Here is an 18,978-nt window from a genome sequence, read left to right as displayed (position 1 = left end):
GCACAAAGACCACTGTTCCCTGCGACTCTCCCCAATGCGGCTATAAATACTGTGCACGGTGCACAGCATCTTGCGTGCGCCTGTCACTTCTGCCGATCTGGCACGCGCGGTGCAACAGGCCTGCGTCACTCATTCAGGGAGCAGGGCCATGACTCAGCAAGAACCGGGCAACGATTACCCCCTCAGCGAAGTGCCGATGCATGCGCGCAAGGGCCTGGCATCCACCGCCATGGTGCTGCTGGGGTTCACGTTTTTCACCGCGACCATGTTTGCCGGCGGCAAGCTGGGCGTAGCGTTCAGTTTTACCGACATGCTCGGCGTTGTGGCCCTGGGTAACCTGTTGCTGGGCATTTACGCCGCGGGCCTGGGTTACATCGCGTTCAAGAGTGGCTTGAATTCAGTGTTGATGGGCCGCTTCTGCTTTGGCGAGGTCGGCAGCAAGCTCAGCGACTTGATCCTCGGCTTTACCCAGATCGGCTGGTACGCCTGGGGCACGGCCACCGCCGCCGTGGTGCTGGGCAAGTATTTCGAGCTGAGCCAGGGCAGCGTGTTGGGCCTGATGGTGCTGTTCGGCATGGTGTTCTGCGCCACGGCGTATGTGGGATATCGCGGGCTGGAGGTGCTGTCCTACATCGCGGTGCCGGCCATGGGTATCCTGCTGTTTCTGTCGATGTGGGTCGCCACGGTAAAAGTCGGCGGGCTGGACGGCCTGCTGGCAGTCGTGCCGACGGGCGAGCTGGATTTGTCCACCGCGATCACACTGGTGTTTGGCACTTTTGTCAGCGGTGCGACCCAGGCCACCAACTGGACGCGGTTTTCCCGTTCGGCCAAGGTCGCGGTGCTGGCCAGCCTGATCGGATTTTTTATCGGCAATGGTTTGATGGTACTGATCGGGGCCTATGGCGCCATCGTCTACCAGCAGCCAGACGTGGTGGAAGTGTTGTTGCTGCAAGGCTTCGCGATGGCGGCCATGGCCATGTTGTTGCTCAATATCTGGAGCACCCAGGACAACACCATTTACAACTTTGCCGTCGCCGGCTGCAACTTGCTGCGGACCCGCCGCCGCAAGACCGTGACCCTGGCCGGTGCGGTTATCGGCACCCTGCTCGCGCTGCTCGGCATGTACGACATGCTGGTGCCCTACCTGATTTTGCTGGGCACAGTGATCCCACCGATTGGCGGCGTGATAATGGCAGACTTCTTCTACCGGTATCGCGGCCAGTACCCGCGCCTGGCCGAGACGCGCCTGCCGGCATTCAATTGGCCTGGGCTGGTGGCGTACGCGGTGGGCACGGTGCTGGCGTTCCACTCGCCCTGGGTGGCGCCACTGGTGGGGATTGTTGCCGCGTCGCTGACCTACGTCGTGCTGACCGCCGTGCTGCGTGTGCGTGCGCCGCTGGCTGATGCCCCGGCATGAGCCTCACCGTCGCCGATGTACTGGCCCTGCCCGGCCTTGAATCGATGCGCCTGCGCGCAGGTGACAGCGGCCTGGATAACGCCGTGCGCTGGCCGTATGTCGCGGAAAACAGCGGGATTGCCGAGTGGGTACTGGGCGGCGAGTTGGTGTTCGTCACCGGCATCAATCACCCACGCGATGAACCCAACCTCCTGCGTTTGCTGGAAGAAGCGTGCCAGCGTCAGGTTGCCGGTCTGGTGATCCTCACCGGGCCGGCCTATATCCAGACAATCCCCCAGCGCCTGTTGAGCGCCGCCGAAGCGGCCGGCATGCCGCTGATCGAGCAGCCTTACTCGCTGAAAATGGTGCTGGTGACACAGGCGATTGGTTCGGCGCTGATCCAGTCCGAGCAACTGGGCCGTTCGCGACACGACGTGCTGGAACGCTTGCTCGCCGGTGATTATCAGTCCCTTGAGGTGTTACTGAATCGGGCAGCGCAGCTGGGCATGTCGCTGGCCGGGCATTGGCAGGTTGTCCAGTTGCAACTGGAGGGTGGCGAGGCATTATTTGCCCAGGGTGATATTGCGCAGACGGAGGCGCAATTGGCCCGGCAGCACGACAGTATCGCGCGTCGATTGCGCCAGTTTTCGGCGCGGCATCATGCAGCATTGCCGATTGTGGGCAGGGCTGGGCACTGGACATTGTTGCTGCCGGCCACCGATGCCGTGCAAGCGTTGGCCAATCGCCAACAATGGGTTGCCTGGCTTAATCCCTTGAACCTGCGGCTGGCCCCTTTGAAACTGTTTATCGGCCTGAGTGCCGCTGCCCACCCACCCGCGAGCCTGGCTCAGGCGCAGGATGAGGCACGCCAGGCATTGGCGGCGGCGCGACGTTTCAGCGACCGCGCCGGGCTTTGCGTGTATGACGAACTCGGCGTATTGAAGCTGCTCAGTGGCGTGCGTGATCGCGCCCTGCTCGACCAGTTTCTCAATGAGCGCCTGGGCCCGTTGTTGCGCCACGACAGCCACCATGGCCCCTGCCTGATGCCGACCCTGGAAGCCTGGTTTCACGAGAATGGTAACCTTGTGGCCGCCGCGCAGCGCCTGGCCCTGCACCGCAACACGGTGACGCACCGCGTCCAGCGTATCGAAGCCCTGAGCGGGCTGACGCTGGGCAACTCATATGACCGCCTGGACATCGGAATAGCCCTGATGATCTGGCGGCTGACTGCCTGATTGTCTTTAGCCAAGAGGAACTTGCCCATGCATATCATCAACGCCCGCCTGCGCAACCGTGAAGGCCTGCATGATCTGCACCTGGAACACGGCCGGATCGCCAGCATCACTTCGCAAACCGAGGTACCTGCTTTAAGGGCCGGTGATTTGGACGCCGCTGGCAACCTGGTCATACCGCCTTTTGTTGAACCCCACATTCACCTCGACGCCACCCTTACGGCTGGCGAACCGCGCTGGAACATGAGCGGCACGTTGTTCGAAGGCATCGAATGCTGGGGCGAGCGTAAAGCCACGATCACCCAGGAAGACACCAAGACTCGCGCCAAAAAAACCATCCAAACCCTGGCAGCCCACGGCATTCAGCATGTCCGCACCCACGTCGACGTCACTGACCCCGAGCTCACGGCACTCAAAGCCATGCTTGAGGTACGCGAAGACAGCTCGCACCTGATCGACTTGCAAATCGTCGCCTTCCCCCAGGAAGGCATCGAGTCCTACCGCAATGGCCGCGAGTTGATGGCCGAGGCCATTCGCCTGGGCGCCGACGTCGTCGGCGGCATTCCCCACTTTGAGTACACCCGTGACCAAGGCGTCAGCTCGGTGAAGTTCCTCATGGACCTGGCCGAACGCACGGGTTGCCTGGTGGACGTGCACTGCGACGAAACCGATGACCCTCACTCGCGCTTTCTCGAAGTGCTGGCCGAAGAAGCCCGCAGCCGCGACATGGGCGCACGCGTCACCGCCAGCCACACCACGGCCATGGGCTCCTACGACAATGCGTATTGCGCCAAACTGTTTCGCCTGCTGGGGCACTCAGGAATCAGCTTCGTCTCCTGCCCCACCGAAAGCATTCACCTGCAAGGCCGCTTCGACAGCTTCCCGAAACGCCGCGGCGTGACCCGCGTCAACGAACTGCTCGACGCCGGCATGAACGTATGCTTTGGCCAGGATTCGATCGTCGACCCTTGGTACCCCCTGGGCAACGGTAACATCCTGCGGGTCCTGGAAGCCGGTTTGCACATTTGCCATATGCTCGGCTATCGCAATCTGCAAAGTGCTCTGGACCTGGTCACCGACAACAGCGCCAAGGCCATGGCCCTGGGCGAGCGTTATGGCCTGGAGCCGGGGCGCCCGGCCAACTTGCTGATCTTGTCGGCAAACAGCGACTACGAAGTTATTCGCAGCCAGGGCCTGCCGCTGTACTCAATCCGCAATGGCAAAGTGCTGATGAAACGGCAACCGGCGCAGGTGGAGTTTTTGTAACCGGCCTGACTACACAATGGCGTCGAGGTCGAGCGGATGCACCTTGCCTGAACCGTCATGAATCGGCGCAGGAATACTGGCAACTTGCGCCAACTCACGGTTTTCAGGGTGGCTGAACCAACGCTTCAAGCTGGGTTGCAGGTGCGCGCGATCGGCGTGACTGCCATACACGTCGCGGGCGTCCAGGCGCCGCCAGCGCAGGGACTCCAAGCGTTGGCGACTGGTGCGCAACCGGTCAATTTCTGTGTTCAACGCCTGGCTATGTTCGTGCCCATAGCCACGCTGGTTTGAGGGGCGGCGACGGTCCAGCTCGCGGTTCTTGTCGCGCAACTGCGCAGTCATGCTCTCAAGGGCACGGTCCAGCAGCTCAAATTCTCTCTGCGTGACCAGAGGCCCTTGGCTATCAACGGTTTGTTGCCAGCGACGCAACGTGGCCCAGGCCGCCGGGATGTAACTGGCCGTCATGAAGTGCTGGCTGGCCTGAAACAGTTGTTTCAGCACGTTGGCGCGGTTGGGCATGTCACCTTGAAGTTGCAAGGCACGGTTACAACCGGCCTGCAGAATAGACTCACAACCGGGCGTCCATAACACCGAGGAATGCGTGCCATCGGCCAGTTTGATCGGCATGAAGTGCTGCTGTTCGCCGTGATGCTGGTAGGGACTGCCACCCACACGCACCAGGCCGGCGGCAAACAGAAGCCCACCCGGACCGGGTGCGCTGAACAACGCCACTACACCCGGAACCCAGAGTTTTGCGGTGGTGTTCATCCACGTGGCCGGAACGCTGGGCACCGGGTCGTTGTGGTTGACGATGCGATGGTGGACCAGCGCTGAGGCGCCTTCGGTAAACTCGGCGTCGGCGGCGCGAGGCGCGCCATAGGTGTAGAGGAGAATGTTGTACTGAGTGTCGGGGATTCGTCGCAATCCTTCTGCCAGGAGCAAGGCGATGGCGCCGCCGAGGCTGTGGCCGCAGATTACAATGCGCTGGCCGCTGTGAAACTGCTCGAGGTATCGCAGAATAAAATCGCGCATCGCTAGGTACGCCTGATAGAAGCCCTTATGGGCTTTGCCCACGCCGTCAGAAAACGGCACTTGGTGGGCGTCGGCGTCTCGCAGTGCATCGGCGCCGCTGGCGGTGCCTCGCACAGCGATCAGGATGATTTCAGCGTGATGAGTGATGAACGCCTGAGTGTCCGTTCCGAACTGCTCATCGTTGAAAAAATGCACCAGAGCAGGATGCTCCTGTTTTGCGCCAAGCTCAGAGCGGTTCTGTGGGTACACGTCAGGGTCGAAGGGCACGATCTCAAAACGCTGGGAGTATGGGACTTCCTCATAGAGCGGGTAAAAGCGCTGCACCTGCTCGCGATCAACATTCCAGGCTTCTTGATAGGCCGAAAGCTTTTCGACGAACAGATTCCCTATGCCGGGATCCAGAGCAAAGCTGACTTGATCCACCGGATTCGTTGGAGGCTGCTGGCCAAAATCGCAGTAACTCAAGGTAGCCATCAGCGCCAATTGGTAGAGGTTCAAGGCGCAGAAACGATCCTCTGTGGATAGCATCGGGCGCAGGGCTCGCAAAGGTCGTACCTCCAGCACGGTATGCAGGTTGGGGAACAACACCACACCTGACAAAGTCGGCTGAGGCGGACCGAAGCCCAACTCAGCCATCATTTTTAACGCATGGCGTTGAGGTGGGTAAGTGCGGGGCGCCAACGGCGGTAAGTGAGCAACATGCCGGACCAGGTCGCGCACTTCTACCTGATAAAACCGGTCCGCTTTGCGCTGTGCAGGATTTCCCTCGATACGCTGGCCGTCAGCAGTGCAAAAGCGGGTTTGTTCGGCCCGGGCCTGGAGTTCGGTGATGGGCAATTTGTAAGTCTTGCGCGTACTCAATTCAAAATACGGCTGCTCATTTCCAGCGTATAGCCCCTCCAGAATAAGCACGACAGGACCGCAGTAAAATCCTTGTAGCTTGGCAAACCCCTCCCCAGTCAGCCTGCCATTGTACGAGTGGCCCGTACTGTCATAGACAGTGTAACCAAGCCCGCCGTAGGCCTTCCCACTGCCCGTTTCATCAACCAGACAAAAGCTTGCCCAATGCCCTTTCAATGCACATGCAGGCATGTTGCTGCTGAAAAAAGCTTGCTTGCGCGCTTCTTGATTCATGACTCGACTCCTTGTCAATTACAGGTGGGATAGACATCACAAGTGCGTCCATCCGGCATCTTTATAGGTTTGAAGTCCTTGTTATCGGGCTCGCAAGCTCCCTGCTGATCCTCAAAGCTTTTACCCCTGCAGCGTTTCCAACCTCCCGGTACAGCTATCCACCGCCGGTCAAAAGCCGGTTCTTCCTGATCTGAAAGCGCCAGTTCCAGCCTGACTTTTTTTCCAGGTAACAGCTCTCGCTGCACGACACCGCCCGCTCGAACTTTCTGCCGCTGCCCTCCTGCGTCCAACGCTCTGCACTCCAGAATTTTTCTGATTGCATGCAAGGGCCCCACCGTGCGAAAAAACCACCTGCATTGACCGGCCAGCTCCTGCACACCTGAGCCGGGCATCCCTGCTACGCGCTCAGATTCGACAGGATCTGCGAAATAGATAGCGGCTGAATCTCCACCGACATCTGCGTCGCGCTCGCCCCATTTCGCATAAATGTCGAACTCCACGCTCTTCAACACCGATGGGCATCCCTCGATGGTTTCAGTCAGCGGCAGGTCATAGCTCACTCGTTCGGCCACCGGTTTGTAATCAGCAATAAAGATCTTCCGCTCTGGCCTCTTGCCTCGACGTCGCGGCAAGGTACACAACTGGTCCCTTGCAGGACCGTAGTTAGCCGCCCCTGTAAACCGAAACTCCGCAGGCAAATCCACCTCCAACGTGAAGTGATTGACCGGCCCCACCGCACATCCCGAAAGCCATCCCGCACCCAGCGCGACCAATGCACCACGCAGCCGCTTATCCATGCTTGCCTCCCAGCCTGCGCCACTGCGCCGATACTCGTTCGAAGTGGTCCCCAGGCGTTTCTCCTTGCATTGGCTGCCACTGAATGACGCTGGTACGCGTTGCCTCTTCCAGCCTGCGCACCACCAGGAACTCAAGCTGTTGCGGCGCACGCCATTGCCACGCACGAGCCTGTTCCAATACCTGAGATAACCAGATTCGAGGGTCCTGGAATTCAACCAGTGCGGCGAGGTCTTCGCTGTGCTCGGTCAGCAGGTAACGCAGGACATTGGCGTGCAGGATGGCCGCCGTATGGGGGTTGGGGGTGTTGAGCCAGGGTGCCGGAACTGGCACCGGATACTCACCCGGGGCCGGATTATCGCCGTGGTGCCAATGGCCCTCGTGCCAGTAGCACACGCTGATCAGCGGGCCGAGGAACACCGGCCAGTGCTCGCTCGGCAGATGAGCCAACACGCGAGCCAGGGTTCGATTGTCATGAAAGCGATACAACGCCTGGCTGCCCTCGAGCCCTACCAGCATGCGCTCGCGCCAATGTCGGGCCGCACCTGCCAGGTCGTCGTCGGGCAGGCTTGCCAACCAACCCCAGTCAGATTGCGGGTGCTGCAGCAGGTCGAACAGCGCAGGCTCACTTGCCTGCTCCAATAGCAGGATCACCGGACCAACCGCTGCCAGTTCGGCCACAGCGCTCTCACCGTAAAGACTGCAATATTGCGACAGATTACGGGCTGCCAGCAGCGGCTGGCGTGCGTCATGGTTGCCGTCAAGGATCAGACATAGTCGGCGGCCCGCTTGTTGCTGTTGGGCCATCCAGCGGCCAGGCGTGCTCTGCATCAAGCAGCCCTCCGCTTGATAGCGCACTGGCCTTCGCGGCATTGCTCGCACACAGGACAAAAATCAGCCCCCAATTGCCGGGCCAACGCCATGACGAGGCCTTGTGCAGCCGCCATTTTCGGACCGATTGCTGCTGAAAAGGGGCTCGTTGATGAATTCGGGGGTGGCAAGCCGCCGACGGTAATGGGTTTACTGGTAAAAATACCGCCGGCCTGAACCAGCACATACTCACCCCCAGCCCTGAGGCTCAGTTGCGCGCCCGCATCGATGACCAGGCTGGCACCTGCCTTGAGATGGATTTGTTGCCCGGCTTCTATGACCAGCAAACGCCCTACCCGTGTCTGACTGTCGCCCTGCACGTCCAGGTGATCATGCGCTTTGAGCTCGACATTGCGATCACCCCCGATATGACGACGCTCGCCGCTTTGCAGGTGAGCCGTGCTCAGTCCCCGGATGATTTCGTGGCGCTCTCCGACGACCTCCAAGCGACTGTCGTGCCCCACTTTCTGCTCCAGATCACGCTGAGCGCGCAAGTAGATGAGTTCCTCGCCACGGCGATCTTCAAGGTGCAGTTCGTTGGCTCCCCCGCCGCCCGGCGAACTGCGGCTGCGCAAGACACTGCGGGTACCGTGCTGCGGCAAAGGATAGGTCGGCATGTGCAACGCATTGGGCAGGCAGCCGTTGATCAATGGCCGGTCGGGGTCGCCCTCCAGGAAGGTCACCAGCACCTCCATGCCCACGCGCGGAATCATCATTGCGCCAAAGCCATCCCCCGCCCAACCGGACGCTACCCGTACCCAGCAGCTGCTTTTGTCATCGGCGTTTTCCAGGCGATCCCAATGAAACCGTACCTTCACCCGGCCATAAGCATCGCAATACACCTCCTCGCCCGCAGGCCCTGTCACCGTGGCGGTTTGACTGCCATTGATGGTCGGCTTCGGGTGCTTCAGACGAGGCCGATAAGGCGCGCGCCAGGGTGTGGCGATGAACCGGTTGCGGTAGCCCTGGAATGCGTCCGTCTCAACCACCGCTTCCTCAAGTACCTGCGGTTGATAACCCTCATGACGCACTGATGTGATCAACCAAAGGTCGTTGCAGGCCGGATCGGGGTGATCGCGCAGTTCGAGGAAATGGCCGCTGCTCAACGCAGCTTGATCACTGCTGCCCAGCGCGTGATGACGGTCGCTCTGATGGCGCTCCAGGCTTCGGCGCGCCAATTGTTTGCCCCGTGCAGGGTCAAAGAAGCCACCAGGGTAGCGATAATCCTCCAAAGGTTGCGCCCAGGCAGTGCCTGCCGTGTCGTGCAAGCGCAACAACGGGTGCTCGAAATCATGATCGCGGCGAGCCGTATGCCGAGTGCGGATTTCCAGGCGCACCTCGAAACCCTGGATCACCCCCGATTCGTCGACATAGTCATGCACCGGACAGTAGCGCTGCGCAGGCAAGCGCCGAAACACCGTCTGGTCGTCACCAAACACCAGCACGTGATTGTTCGTGCTGTGGCGGAAATGGTAGTGAATGCCCTCCTCTTCACACAGGCGCTGGATGAAGTGCAGGTCGGTTTCAGCGTACTGCACGCAGAACGTGCGTGGCGGATAGACCACCGGGCCGAGTTCGAAGCAATAGGCGTCGGCAAGGATACCGTGATGCTCAAGCACCGCAGCGATGATCTGCGGCACACTGCGCTGCTGGAAAATCCGCTGGTCGCGCCTGTGGGCCAAGCACGCCAGCCGGGGGGCCAGGGTGAGGTGATAACGGGTCAGCCGTGCGCCCGGATCATCACGGCCGATGGCGTGGATTTGCCCATGCAGCCCTGCGTCCGCCGCGCCGAAGTCAAGATAGGCAGGCTGATGGAGCAGTGCCTCAAGGTCCAGCGATGCGTTTTCACTGACTACCTGCAGTTGAATGAAATAAGGCTGATCAATGACTTCATTGCCTTCAAAAGCGAGCACTTGAAAGTCGCTGGCAACTTCTGAAAGTATCAATTTGAAACGTGTTGACATTAACGCACTCACCATCCGTAGTTACCCATCATCAAATAGTTGATTGAAAGGCTTTCTCCCGTCGGATGTTGATCGAACAGCTGGGAAAAAGCGCCTTAACGCAGTGAAGCTTAGCGATTCCAGGCGACATTCGGCTCTTCAAAAACAAAAAAGAAGTTTCGTACATTGGGGTCGGAAGTGTCTTTTACGAAACATTACAGGGCATTAATAGAGCAACTACGAACAACAAGAAATTTCCTACGTTAACTTCACAAGCCTAACTAACCAATAAAGAAACAGCTGACACTAACCCACGCCATCAGCTGCTCTGTCACGATCAGGCTTGAGCCCTGGCAGTCCCGAACAGGCTGACGTTCAGCAGTGTTTCATCCTGGCTTTGCAACCGTACGGGCGCCGTGCCACCTGGCATGACCACGGTTACCACGCCGTCCGTGACCCAACCTGCTCGCCATGCCGCGCACGCCACTGCACTGGCGCTGGTCCCCGAGGACGCGGTGGGACCCTCTCCCCGCTCAAACACCCGCGCGATCAGGTGATTGTCCGAAGATCGGGCAGCCCATTGCAGATTGATTCCGGCACTACAAGGTTGACCACGCCCGAGCGGCGGTGCGAAGGCAATCGCCTGCAACAACCCGAACAGTTCAGGCTGTTGCATCGACCAATTGTCGGGTAACGCGCTGGCGTGCTCGACGAGCGTCACGCAATGAGGGTTGCCCACGCGTACAAACTCACTGCAAGCCCAGTGCGGGTTGATTGCCGCCAACGCGGCCACATGACTGAACTCACGTTCCCTGACCGCAACCGCATTAACACCCGCAGCAGCCACTGCGCCGGGACCGAACATCGGTAGCCCCAATGCCAGCCAGAAACCGGTCACCTGTTCGTACAACGCCGGCTCCACGCGGGTGGCAACAGGCGACGCCGTGGCCGGCTGGTCATGGTGCACGCGCAATTCACACGTCTGAACCATCAAGCCCTGATCGGTCAACGCCTGCGCAAAGATAGTCAGACCGTTGCCGCTGCGTTCGGCGAGGGAGCCATCCGTATTGACGATCAGCAGGTCGAACGGCGGCGCGGATTGAAATGGCCCGACCAGCAAACCATCGCAACGGTGCGCCTTCGCATTGGCGGGTCGAGGCAACGCGCCCCAGCCGCACTCGGAGGAGATTGCCGATGCTGCCCAGTCCTTGCGAGTGTGCGCCGCCAAGTCAGCGCGCTCGGGCACATCGACACCGCGGCTGCGCAGATAAGCCGGGCTGGCCACCGCGTAGATATTGCCCCGCGCGTCATAGAACTGGGTCATATTGCCACCCGCTTGAAAATCTTCATCGGCTTGTCCGTCCAATTGCCTGCACACGGGACGGCAGCGTATTACAGAACTGTCGATCGGGTCATCCGAAGGGAACCCGGCTCGCTCGAGAGCGCCTGATATGCAAGGATGTCGCGCCGGACATCGTTCGCTGAACGCAAAACCAAGGATTTTTCATGACTGCCATTCCCACTCCAGCGCCCGCGGTTCCCGGGCGACTGGAACAAATGTCGACCCGTATCGCTTTTTTCATCGCCGGCTTCGGCATCGCCGCCTGGGCGCCGCTGGTGCCGTATGCCAAGGCTCGCGCGCAACTCAACGAGGGCACGCTGGGTCTGCTGCTGTTGTGCCTGGGAGTGGGTTCGATCATCGCCATGCCGGTGGCCGGTGCGCTGGCCTCACGTTTCGGCTGCCGACGCGTGCTGACGGGCGGCACGATCATGATCTGCCTGGCCCTGCCGATACTCGCGACGGTCAGCTCGATCCCACTGCTGATGGCCGGGCTGTTTCTGTTCGGCGCAGGCCTGGGCACCGTGGATTCGACGGTCAACCTGCAAGCCGTCATCGTTGAGCGTGCCAGCGGTAAAACCATGATGTCGGGCTTTCACGGCCTGTTCAGCCTCGGCGGCATTGTCGGTGCGGCGGGAGTCTCCGGGTTGCTCGGCCTGGGCCTGTCGCCGTTGCAGGCGACCCTGGTGGTGATCGTGATCGTGGCGGTCGCGCTGCTCAAGGCCGGGCCACATCTGTTGCCCTACGGCAGTGAAAGCTCGGGCCCGGCGTTTGCAGTGCCTCACGGTGTGGTGCTGTTTATTGGCTGCCTGTGTTTCATCGTATTTTTGGCTGAGGGCGCGGTGCTGGATTGGAGTGCCGTATTCCTCAGCGCCGAGCGTGGCCTGGATGAGGCTTACGCCGGCCTCGGCTATGCGGCATTTGCCTTGACCATGACTGCAGGACGCCTGACCGGCGATGCCATTGTGCGACGGCTGGGCGCCACCCGTGTGATTGTTATCGGCGGCTCGCTGGCCACCGCCGGCATGCTGCTCGCCACGCTGTTCCCGGCCTGGGAAACCGCGCTGCTGGGGTATGCATTGGTGGGCGCTGGTTGCTCGAACATCGTGCCGGTGCTGTACACCGCCGTCGGCAAGCAAAAAGTCATGCCGGAGCACATTGCGGTACCGGCCATTACGACCCTGGGCTATGCCGGAATTCTTGCCGGCCCGGCCATGATCGGCTTTATCGCCCACGGCAGCAGCTTGAGCATCGCCTTCGTGCTGGTCGCGATGCTGCTGGCCGGGGTGGCCATCAGCGGCAAAATCCTCAAGGTGTAAATTGCCTGCCGCACACGGCCTGGACGCTACCGGGCCTTGTGCATCTGGTGCTGTTCCAGCCAGCGCTCCAGGCTTTTGTTGCACAGCCAGCCCTCGTGCCTGGAGCGGCCAAACAAGCGCTGGGTATTGGCGCGCTCCAGCGAGCGCAATAATCCTGGGCGCTCGATGATGTTTTTTGCCGTGTACACACAGTGCTCACTGTATTTCTTCCTGGGCAATCCGGTGGTGGGTTCAAGAATCGGCCTGCCCAGTGAGTCGCTGTCATCGGGGTCATTCATCACCACTTTGAGCAGCGAAATATCCACGTACTCAAAGGTTTCAAAGAACACGGTGCGGTCCTTGAGCGTATCCCTCAGCTGTTTGAAGTGACCTTGCAACGCCTGCACGACGCTGGCATTGCCCTGGCCATGGAAAGGGTCCTGGCTGAAGGCGTTGGGTGAACTGTTGCCGCGCAATGCGCAAGCGGCTTCCAGGCTGTCGCGGGTGATATAGCCGTCGCAATCGATGATTGCGTCGCTCAGCAGCGGGCGCTTGAGAATTTCCCTGACCACCAGGATCATGCGGTCGCGCACGTTATTCACCCTCACGCTTTTCGGCTGCAAATTGGCGCAGCGAGGACGGCGTCACACAGCCCCCCTCGCTGTAGTTTTCAAACACGTCAAAGTTCTTTCGCAACTCGAGCGCCAGTTGCCTATCGGTGAAGCTCGGGCCCGGAAGCGTGGTGTCTGCGCGAGCCGCTGGCGCGTTCTGCAGCGCCTGGTGCCGCAACGACGGCACGGTAGCGCGCAAGCCATGCCGCCGCGGCGGCGGCAGGTCTTGCGCAACAGATTGATCCTCGCAAAATGGCTGTGCCACAGGCGGCGGCGAAGGCCAGCGAACCTGCGGGCCGCCCATGGCCGTTGGCAACATGCGCGGTAATGCACCCTCAATTGTCATACGTCATCTCCCGACATTTTGCTGATCTGTGCTTGCCTGAAATTCAACACCGAGGTGCTCCGGATCAGTGGGTTGATTGCGTAGGAGCAAGCAACCGATGTGTGGCGAGTTGGGCACGATAGTTCCGGGCAGTGGCTGAATACCAATAACAGCATGTAAAAACCATGAGGCCCTGGGTCAATCCGACTTTCCCCCACGCCAGACAGTTTTCAGGCCATGGATCAACACAGCCCAGGCGCCCGACCCTTTGCTTTCGTTGCGGCTCGCCTCCCCAGGCGCAAGCATGCCGCGGGCGAAATCATCGGCGACCGGTGCCCGGAACTTGCACTGCCCCGCGAGCGCTTTCATGCGCTGCACTTCTGCCGCGTACCCATTCGGCGGGGCCGCAGGCAGAAGGTCATTCGGCAGCTCTTGCCCTGTCACCGCTGTTGAGCGCTCAACGTCGACGCCATGGGCGAAGGTGTCGAGGCCTCCCCTTGGGCAGGGTTGAAACGAAGTTGAAGTCATATCCAGGCCCTGATTCACGTTCTGAAAAGACTACCGAGTGCGCTAAGCCGTTGGCCCCATCCAGCGCAGCAAGCGCCACGAAGCGTTCGCCGCGCCGATTGCATCGCGCGTACTCAATCAGCGGGTCAGTGCGACCAGGATTTCAAACACGTTGATCCGGCCATCCGCGTCTGCGTCCATTTTCTTCAGCGAATCGCCGCGGCCGGTAAACGCTTTACTCAGCTGGATTAAATGGTCGATCGACGGAATGCCCGTCATGGGTGTTTTGCCCAGCGCCTGAAGGTCTCTGACGTTGATTTCGTGCCCAACGTAATCTTTCAATTGATTGAAATGGTTGAGCATTTCCTGGGCTATTTGTTTGTCATCCTTGTATTTGAAGGGGTTGTCGTCACGAATGAGTTTAGCCAGGGCGTGCAGGTCGGTTCGACTGCCCAGGGCGTCCATCATGCCGGTACGCCGCAATACCTCTCGGGCGGTGCGAATGTTTTCATTCACGTAGGGATCACTGCCCAGCTGTTTTGCCGCCATGCCTCTAAGGGTGCGAGCACTCAGGGTCTTGGAGTGACTTGATCCGGTGAACGCAGCGAAGTTGTTCAACAGCAACTGCGCCAGTTGGTCATTACTTTTGTGGGAGTAGACGAGGTCTGGTTTACCCGACCCAACCGGCACCGGCGTTGGCGGTACACCGTTGTGATGAGCATGCGCGTGGGGTCGCTGACTACCAAACCAATGGCCCATTGCGTGTTGAAACTGCTGCATGAAACCCTGTTGCGAGGCCGAGTGATTCATCGCCGGCGCCCAATGATGATGATCACTGTGACCCTGGGCTGTTTGCTGATGAGCGCCAAACACCGGCCCGGAGACGTTGACCGACAGGTTATAACTCACGTTCCCGGCGCTGTGGCTGTCGTAGGACGGCGCGACAGAAAACGCACGGCTGGCCTTGGCTTCGGGCTTTGAATCAGCCAGCGCCGTGTCAGCGGTTGATGAAACAGAAACAGACGTATCGAGAGCCGATACCGACATAAGTGCCTCCAGTGCAAGGGGATCGATTACCAACCTGCCACGCCAGCGTGACGTCGAAGTCGTTCAGGTTTCCCCTGTGTGGCGCATCTGTCGGAATAGGTTCCTGATCCGGCAGCAGGTCGCTTAAAAACCTGTAGGAAAGGCGCAAAAAAAATCGCAGCCCCAGGGCTGCGATTTTTCGTGTCAGCGGCAGGTCAGAACCCGACGCTTGCCTGTACGAAGAAGGTACGTGGCTCGCCAAGGTACAAACCCGCGTTGTTGTCGCTCGAGCGCGTGTAATGTTGTTGGTCGAAGACGTTTTTCACGCCCACGCCCAGTTTCAGGTTCGACAGTTGCGCACCAAAGTCATAGCCGCTGCGCACGTTGACCGAGACATAACCAGGAATATCGCCGTACTGGCCATCGGCAGTGCCCTGGGTGATGTAAGTGGTGCCAGTGCCCGGCGCGCGTTGCCCGGACTGGGCATAGACGTCCAGGTTATGGGTCCAGTGATTGATGTCGTAACGCAGGCCCGCCGTTGCCACTTCACGCGAATACAGCGGCAAGTCGCGGCCCTTGAACGGTACATCGCCTTCTGAAGTGGCCTTGGTGTACGTGAAACCGGCGCTGGCGGTCAGGCCGTCCAGGCGCGGGTCGAGGTTCGACAGGTCGTAGTGGGCCGAGGCTTCGACGCCCTGGTGCTTGGTGGCGCCCAGGTTGGTCCAGCCCACGTCGTTGCTGACGTATTGCAACTCGTCCGAAAAGTCGATGTAGAACAATGTCACTTCGCCGCCCCACACGCTGTCGTTGTAGCGCGTGCCGACCTCGTAGGTCTTGGCCTTTTCCGGGTTCAGGCCATCGGCCGTCTGGTTGACCCGGCCACCCTGCCCGATCTGCGCATACTGCAGGCTGCCGAACGAAGTTTCGTAGTTGGCGAACAGCTTCCAGGCATCAGAGATGTGGTACATCACGCTCAACGCCGGCAAGGGCTCGTTGCTCTCGATCTTGCGATTTTTCTCCACGGTGCGCACGCCGTTCAGGGCGACCACCGGGCGATCATGCCAGCGGGTTTCGATGTTTTCGAAGCGGATACCCGGGGTGACGGTCCATTTGCCGATATCGATTTTGTTATCAAGATAGAACGCATTGGCGACGGTGCCGCCGGTGCGGTCCTGGTAAACATGTCCATCGTTTTGGCCACCCGGCGTCGGTACATTGTCGACCAGGTTCAGGCTGCTGGCTTGCTCATGCATGCCTTCTTTCAGGTAGCGGTAACCGAGACTGACTTCCTGAGTGCTGGGGCCCACGTCGAACACATGCGACACACGTGGCTCGATGCCAAAGGTGTAGTAGGTGCGCGGGTAGGAACCGATGGTCTTCAGGTCACGGTTGGCGATGTTGCTGCCCCGGAAACTGTCGGTGTAGTAGGTCAGCACTTCGGCCTGGGTACGGTCATCGATCTGCCGGATGTACTTGAACGACACGTCCTTGCGGCGACCGCTGAAGTTGTCGTAGTCGCGCACCGACTGGTACGGATTGGCGTCAAACTGCTTCTGGGTCAAGCCACCGGGCATGTCGGCGCTGGCGTCGTAGTAGTGGAAATTAAGCGAGAAATCGTCTTGATCGGTCGGCGCCCAGTGAGTCTTGAGAATTACGTCGTCGATGTCATTGGAGTTGTTGCTGTCGCGGTAACCATTGCCGTTGACGCCGGTATAGAGCAACGCAACGCCAATACCGTTGTCGGCGGTGCCACCCACAAAGGCGTTGTCGACGTGTTTCCAGCCACCGTGTTCAGCCGTCTGCAAGGTGGTGCCGACTTCACCGGAGAATGTCTCGGGAATGGCGCGGGTCACGAAGTTGATCACACCGCCGACGTTCTGTGGCCCATACCGCACGGAACCGGCGCCGCGCACCACGTCGATGCTGTCCAGGTTGCCGGCTGAAATCGGCGCCATCGACAGTTGAGGCTGGCCATACGGGGCGAACGCCGCCGGCACGCCGTCGATCAGCACGGTGGAGCGTGGCGACAGGCGCGATGTGAGGCCACGAACGCCGACGTTCAGGGAAATATCACTGCCACCGGTGCCGTTGGATTCCTGCACCTGCACGCCAGGGATACGGCGCAGCACGTCACCGACGTTCATTGCGCCCTGCTCCACCATGGCTTCACGGCGCACCACCGTGCGCGCGCCAGGGTGGTTCTGCACGACGGCAGCGTTCGCATCACCCAACCAGTCGCCGACCACCTTGATGTCGGTGACGCCCAGCTCCAGCGGCGAACCGGCTTCACCGGTGCCGGTGCTTTGCGGGCGCAGGGTCACAGAACCGGCGTCGATCTGGTAATCCAGGCCACTGCCTTGCAGCAGCTGGCGCAGGGCTTGTTCGGGCGAGAGGTTACCGTCCACCGCAGGCGCTTGCTTGCCGGCGACCATGACCGGGTTGAAAAACACTTGCAGGGAAGTCTGCTGGCCCAACTGGCTCAACGCTGCGCCCAAAGGCTGAGCGCGGATGTGGATGCCGTCGCCAGCATAGGCCGCAGGCAGCGCGGCACTGACGGCGAGCGCCAGCGCCAGGGGCGCCCAGCGGGAAATTTTATTGTTGTAGACGGTAAGTTTTTTCACGTCGAACCTAGTCCTGTGATCGCAAGAGTGTGCGGCTGTTAATGCAAACCAGTTGCAGTTGCAGGAGAAGACGAAGAACTCGGAAAAAACCTGAATTTCAGCGAGAAATAATTTCCTGGCTGCCATCGGGCAAGCTGCGCAGAGCGACCGGCAGTATGTGCGGCAAGGCTTTGAGCAAGGCGTCGGTGTCGCGGGCGTTGAACACACTGGTCAAGCGCAGGTTGCTCACCGCCGCCGTGCTGACCCGCAAGGGCTGCTCACGATAGCGCGATACTTCACGGGCCACTTCGCCGAGGGTGGCGTTGTTGAACACCAGTTTCCCGCTGCGCCAGGCGGTCAGTTCATCGGCATTCACCGCATAAGCCGCTGCGACCTGTCCCTGGGAATCGACATGCGTGCCGCGGCCTGCCGTGAGCGTGACCCTCTGATCCGTCGAGCGCCCCTGTACCTTGACGGTGCCGGCCTCGACCACCACGCGGGTCTGGTCGTCGTCACGGCGCACATCGAACCGTGTGCCGGTGACCGTCACCTGCCCTGCCCCAGCGACCACGATGAACGGGCGGCTGGTGTCATGCTCGACGCTGAACATCGCTTCGCCTTGCTTGATCTCGACTCCGCGCCGGCCCTTTTCGTAGTGCACCGCGACCACGCTGCGGCTGTTCAGGTCCATGACCGAGCCGTCCGGCAAGGCCACTTGGCGATGCTCACCCACGCGCGTACTGAATTGCGCACTGTAAGGCTTGGGCTGATCCAGCCCGCTGAACAGCCCAAGGCCCAGGGCAATCGCCACCACACTGGCGGCGACGGCGTAACGCACAACGGCACGGCGTCGAAGGCGCTCGACCGGCGGCTCACACAACGCCTGCAAACGCGCCTTGGGCAGCAGGTCTGCGGCGCTCCACATTCCTTGCAGCACATCGAATTCGTATTGGTGCTCGGGACGCTCATTGCGCCAGGCGTCGAAGCGCTGGCGTTCTGCGCTGCTCAAGTCGGCCTCTTGCAGGCGTACAAACCATTGCGCGGCTTCGTCGCGAGCGCGGCTATCCATCATGGAAGGTCCTGTTTCAAAGCGGGTCATGGGGCCATCGCATCCAGGCGGTCACGCAGATGCCGCAAGGTGCGGATCATATACTTTTCCACCATGTTTTTAGACAGGCCCAGGCGCACGGCGATTTCCTGCTGGGTCAGGCCCTCGATTTTCTGCCAGATAAATACCTTGCGGCAGTTGAGCGGCAACTCGGCCAGGGCCCGCTCGATGGAGTCCGCCAACTGGATGGCGTGCATGAAATGCTCCGGGTCGCCGCCGTGGGGCGAGCGCTGGTCAAATGCTTCCAGCGCCAGCGCCTCACGCCGGTCTTCGCGGCGATAGGCGTCAACGGCGATGTTGCGCGCGGTTTGATGCAAATAGGCGCGCGGTTGCTCAACCTCACTGGCACGCGACTCAAGCACCCGCACGAAGGTGTCGTGGGCCAGGTCCTCGGCCTGCTGACGGTTTCTCAGACGGCGTGTCCAGGTTCCGATCAACTCTTCGTAGTGCTCGAAAAAGCCTGTTCTGCGGGGCGGCTGAGGAGTCATCGAGTGAG

Annotated in this window: 15 protein-coding genes; 4 read left to right on the top strand and 11 right to left on the bottom strand. The window is 60.5% G+C overall.

Annotated elements, in window-relative coordinates:
- The first annotated feature begins 148 nt into the window (after positions 1 to 148).
- Genes codB through codA form a run of 3 tightly spaced genes read left to right on the top strand, consistent with a single transcriptional unit; the run spans position 149 to position 3,894 of the window.
- Positions 149 to 1,417, top strand: a complete 1,269-nt coding sequence (codB, locus tag AACW30_RS09760) for a cytosine permease (protein WP_106580076.1) — start codon at positions 149 to 151, stop codon at positions 1,415 to 1,417.
- Complete coding sequence (locus tag AACW30_RS09755; protein WP_200624890.1) at positions 1,414 to 2,631, top strand: PucR family transcriptional regulator; 1,218 nt, start codon at positions 1,414 to 1,416, stop codon at positions 2,629 to 2,631. The genes codB and AACW30_RS09755 overlap by 4 nt, the downstream gene beginning before the upstream one ends.
- A 27-nt stretch (positions 2,632 to 2,658) precedes the next feature.
- Positions 2,659 to 3,894 carry a cytosine deaminase gene (gene codA, locus AACW30_RS09750; protein ID WP_124416956.1) on the top strand — a complete coding sequence of 412 codons (1,236 nt, stop codon included), beginning with the start codon at positions 2,659 to 2,661 and terminating at the stop codon, positions 3,892 to 3,894.
- Between the two features lie 9 nt (positions 3,895 to 3,903).
- On the opposite strand, the gene AACW30_RS09745 is transcribed toward codA, so the two are convergent.
- The 5 genes from AACW30_RS09745 to AACW30_RS09725 all read right to left on the bottom strand — a co-directional run bounded on the left by AACW30_RS09745 (position 3,904) and on the right by AACW30_RS09725 (position 10,992).
- Positions 3,904 to 6,060 carry a lipase family protein gene (locus AACW30_RS09745; RefSeq protein WP_200624889.1) on the bottom strand — a complete coding sequence of 719 codons (2,157 nt, stop codon included), beginning with the start codon at positions 6,058 to 6,060 and terminating at the stop codon, positions 3,904 to 3,906.
- A gap of 14 nt (positions 6,061 to 6,074) precedes the next feature.
- Positions 6,075 to 6,857 (bottom strand): hypothetical protein, encoded by a 783-nt coding sequence (locus AACW30_RS09740; RefSeq protein ID WP_119739408.1) that lies wholly within the window; start codon positions 6,855 to 6,857, stop codon positions 6,075 to 6,077.
- Positions 6,850 to 7,686, bottom strand: a complete 837-nt coding sequence (locus AACW30_RS09735) for a DUF4123 domain-containing protein (protein WP_119739406.1) — start codon at positions 7,684 to 7,686, stop codon at positions 6,850 to 6,852. Before AACW30_RS09735 ends, AACW30_RS09740 begins: the two co-directional genes overlap by 8 nt.
- Positions 7,686 to 9,704, bottom strand: coding sequence for a type VI secretion system Vgr family protein (locus AACW30_RS09730; protein WP_200624888.1), 2,019 nt, complete (start codon positions 9,702 to 9,704; stop codon positions 7,686 to 7,688). Before AACW30_RS09730 ends, AACW30_RS09735 begins: the two co-directional genes overlap by 1 nt.
- Positions 9,705 to 10,005: 301 nt before the next feature.
- Positions 10,006 to 10,992, bottom strand: a complete 987-nt coding sequence (locus AACW30_RS09725) for a diaminopimelate epimerase (RefSeq protein WP_200624887.1) — start codon at positions 10,990 to 10,992, stop codon at positions 10,006 to 10,008.
- 182 nt (positions 10,993 to 11,174) lie between these two features.
- On the opposite strand from AACW30_RS09725, the gene AACW30_RS09720 reads away from it, so the two are divergent.
- Positions 11,175 to 12,326, top strand: coding sequence for an MFS transporter (locus AACW30_RS09720; RefSeq protein WP_200624886.1), 1,152 nt, complete (start codon positions 11,175 to 11,177; stop codon positions 12,324 to 12,326).
- 26 nt (positions 12,327 to 12,352) lie between these two features.
- On the opposite strand, the gene AACW30_RS09715 is transcribed toward AACW30_RS09720, so the two are convergent.
- From AACW30_RS09715 to AACW30_RS09690, 6 genes are all read right to left on the bottom strand, one after another.
- Entirely contained in the window at positions 12,353 to 12,907 is a 555-nt protein-coding gene (locus tag AACW30_RS09715) for a type III secretion effector protein (protein WP_325167576.1), read from the bottom strand.
- Complete coding sequence (locus tag AACW30_RS09710) at positions 12,900 to 13,262, bottom strand: hypothetical protein (protein ID WP_124416951.1); 363 nt, start codon at positions 13,260 to 13,262, stop codon at positions 12,900 to 12,902. Before AACW30_RS09710 ends, AACW30_RS09715 begins: the two co-directional genes overlap by 8 nt.
- A gap of 624 nt (positions 13,263 to 13,886) precedes the next feature.
- On the bottom strand, positions 13,887 to 14,828 hold the full coding sequence (locus AACW30_RS09705) for a hypothetical protein (protein WP_200624885.1): 942 nt from the start codon (positions 14,826 to 14,828) through the stop codon (positions 13,887 to 13,889).
- Between the two features lie 161 nt (positions 14,829 to 14,989).
- Positions 14,990 to 17,395 carry a TonB-dependent siderophore receptor gene (locus tag AACW30_RS09700; protein WP_200624884.1) on the bottom strand — a complete coding sequence of 802 codons (2,406 nt, stop codon included), beginning with the start codon at positions 17,393 to 17,395 and terminating at the stop codon, positions 14,990 to 14,992.
- 97 nt (positions 17,396 to 17,492) lie between these two features.
- Complete coding sequence (locus AACW30_RS09695; RefSeq protein WP_179607172.1) at positions 17,493 to 18,446, bottom strand: FecR family protein; 954 nt, start codon at positions 18,444 to 18,446, stop codon at positions 17,493 to 17,495.
- 23 nt (positions 18,447 to 18,469) lie between these two features.
- The gene (locus tag AACW30_RS09690) at positions 18,470 to 18,970 is read right to left on the bottom strand and encodes a sigma-70 family RNA polymerase sigma factor (protein WP_119739385.1); all 501 of its coding nucleotides are present in this window, start codon (positions 18,968 to 18,970) and stop codon (positions 18,470 to 18,472) included.
- Positions 18,971 to 18,978 lie beyond the last annotated feature (8 nt).

It is taken from the genome of Pseudomonas sp. MF6747 (assembly GCF_963890955.1).
Lineage (GTDB): Bacteria > Pseudomonadota > Gammaproteobacteria > Pseudomonadales > Pseudomonadaceae > Aquipseudomonas.
The sequence above is the reverse complement of the archived record's forward strand: the minus strand, read 5'-3'. Positions and strand labels throughout refer to the sequence as shown.

What these genes read in the sequence shown, in the direction of transcription:
- AACW30_RS09745 (WP_200624889.1), bottom strand. Translation starts at nt 6,060, where the DNA reads ATGAATCAAGAAGCGCGCAAGCAAGCTTTTTTCAGCAGCAACATGCCT.
- AACW30_RS09740 (WP_119739408.1), bottom strand. Translation starts at nt 6,857, where the DNA reads ATGGATAAGCGGCTGCGTGGTGCATTGGTCGCGCTGGGTGCGGGATGG.
- codA (WP_124416956.1), top strand. Translation starts at nt 2,659, where the DNA reads ATGCATATCATCAACGCCCGCCTGCGCAACCGTGAAGGCCTGCATGAT.
- AACW30_RS09735 (WP_119739406.1), bottom strand. Translation starts at nt 7,686, where the DNA reads ATGCAGAGCACGCCTGGCCGCTGGATGGCCCAACAGCAACAAGCGGGC.
- AACW30_RS09695 (WP_179607172.1), bottom strand. Translation starts at nt 18,446, where the DNA reads ATGATGGATAGCCGCGCTCGCGACGAAGCCGCGCAATGGTTTGTACGC.
- AACW30_RS09755 (WP_200624890.1), top strand. Translation starts at nt 1,414, where the DNA reads ATGAGCCTCACCGTCGCCGATGTACTGGCCCTGCCCGGCCTTGAATCG.
- codB (WP_106580076.1), top strand. Translation starts at nt 149, where the DNA reads ATGACTCAGCAAGAACCGGGCAACGATTACCCCCTCAGCGAAGTGCCG.
- AACW30_RS09690 (WP_119739385.1), bottom strand. Translation starts at nt 18,970, where the DNA reads ATGACTCCTCAGCCGCCCCGCAGAACAGGCTTTTTCGAGCACTACGAA.
- AACW30_RS09720 (WP_200624886.1), top strand. Translation starts at nt 11,175, where the DNA reads ATGACTGCCATTCCCACTCCAGCGCCCGCGGTTCCCGGGCGACTGGAA.
- AACW30_RS09725 (WP_200624887.1), bottom strand. Translation starts at nt 10,992, where the DNA reads ATGACCCAGTTCTATGACGCGCGGGGCAATATCTACGCGGTGGCCAGC.
- AACW30_RS09730 (WP_200624888.1), bottom strand. Translation starts at nt 9,704, where the DNA reads ATGGTGAGTGCGTTAATGTCAACACGTTTCAAATTGATACTTTCAGAA.
- AACW30_RS09710 (WP_124416951.1), bottom strand. Translation starts at nt 13,262, where the DNA reads ATGACAATTGAGGGTGCATTACCGCGCATGTTGCCAACGGCCATGGGC.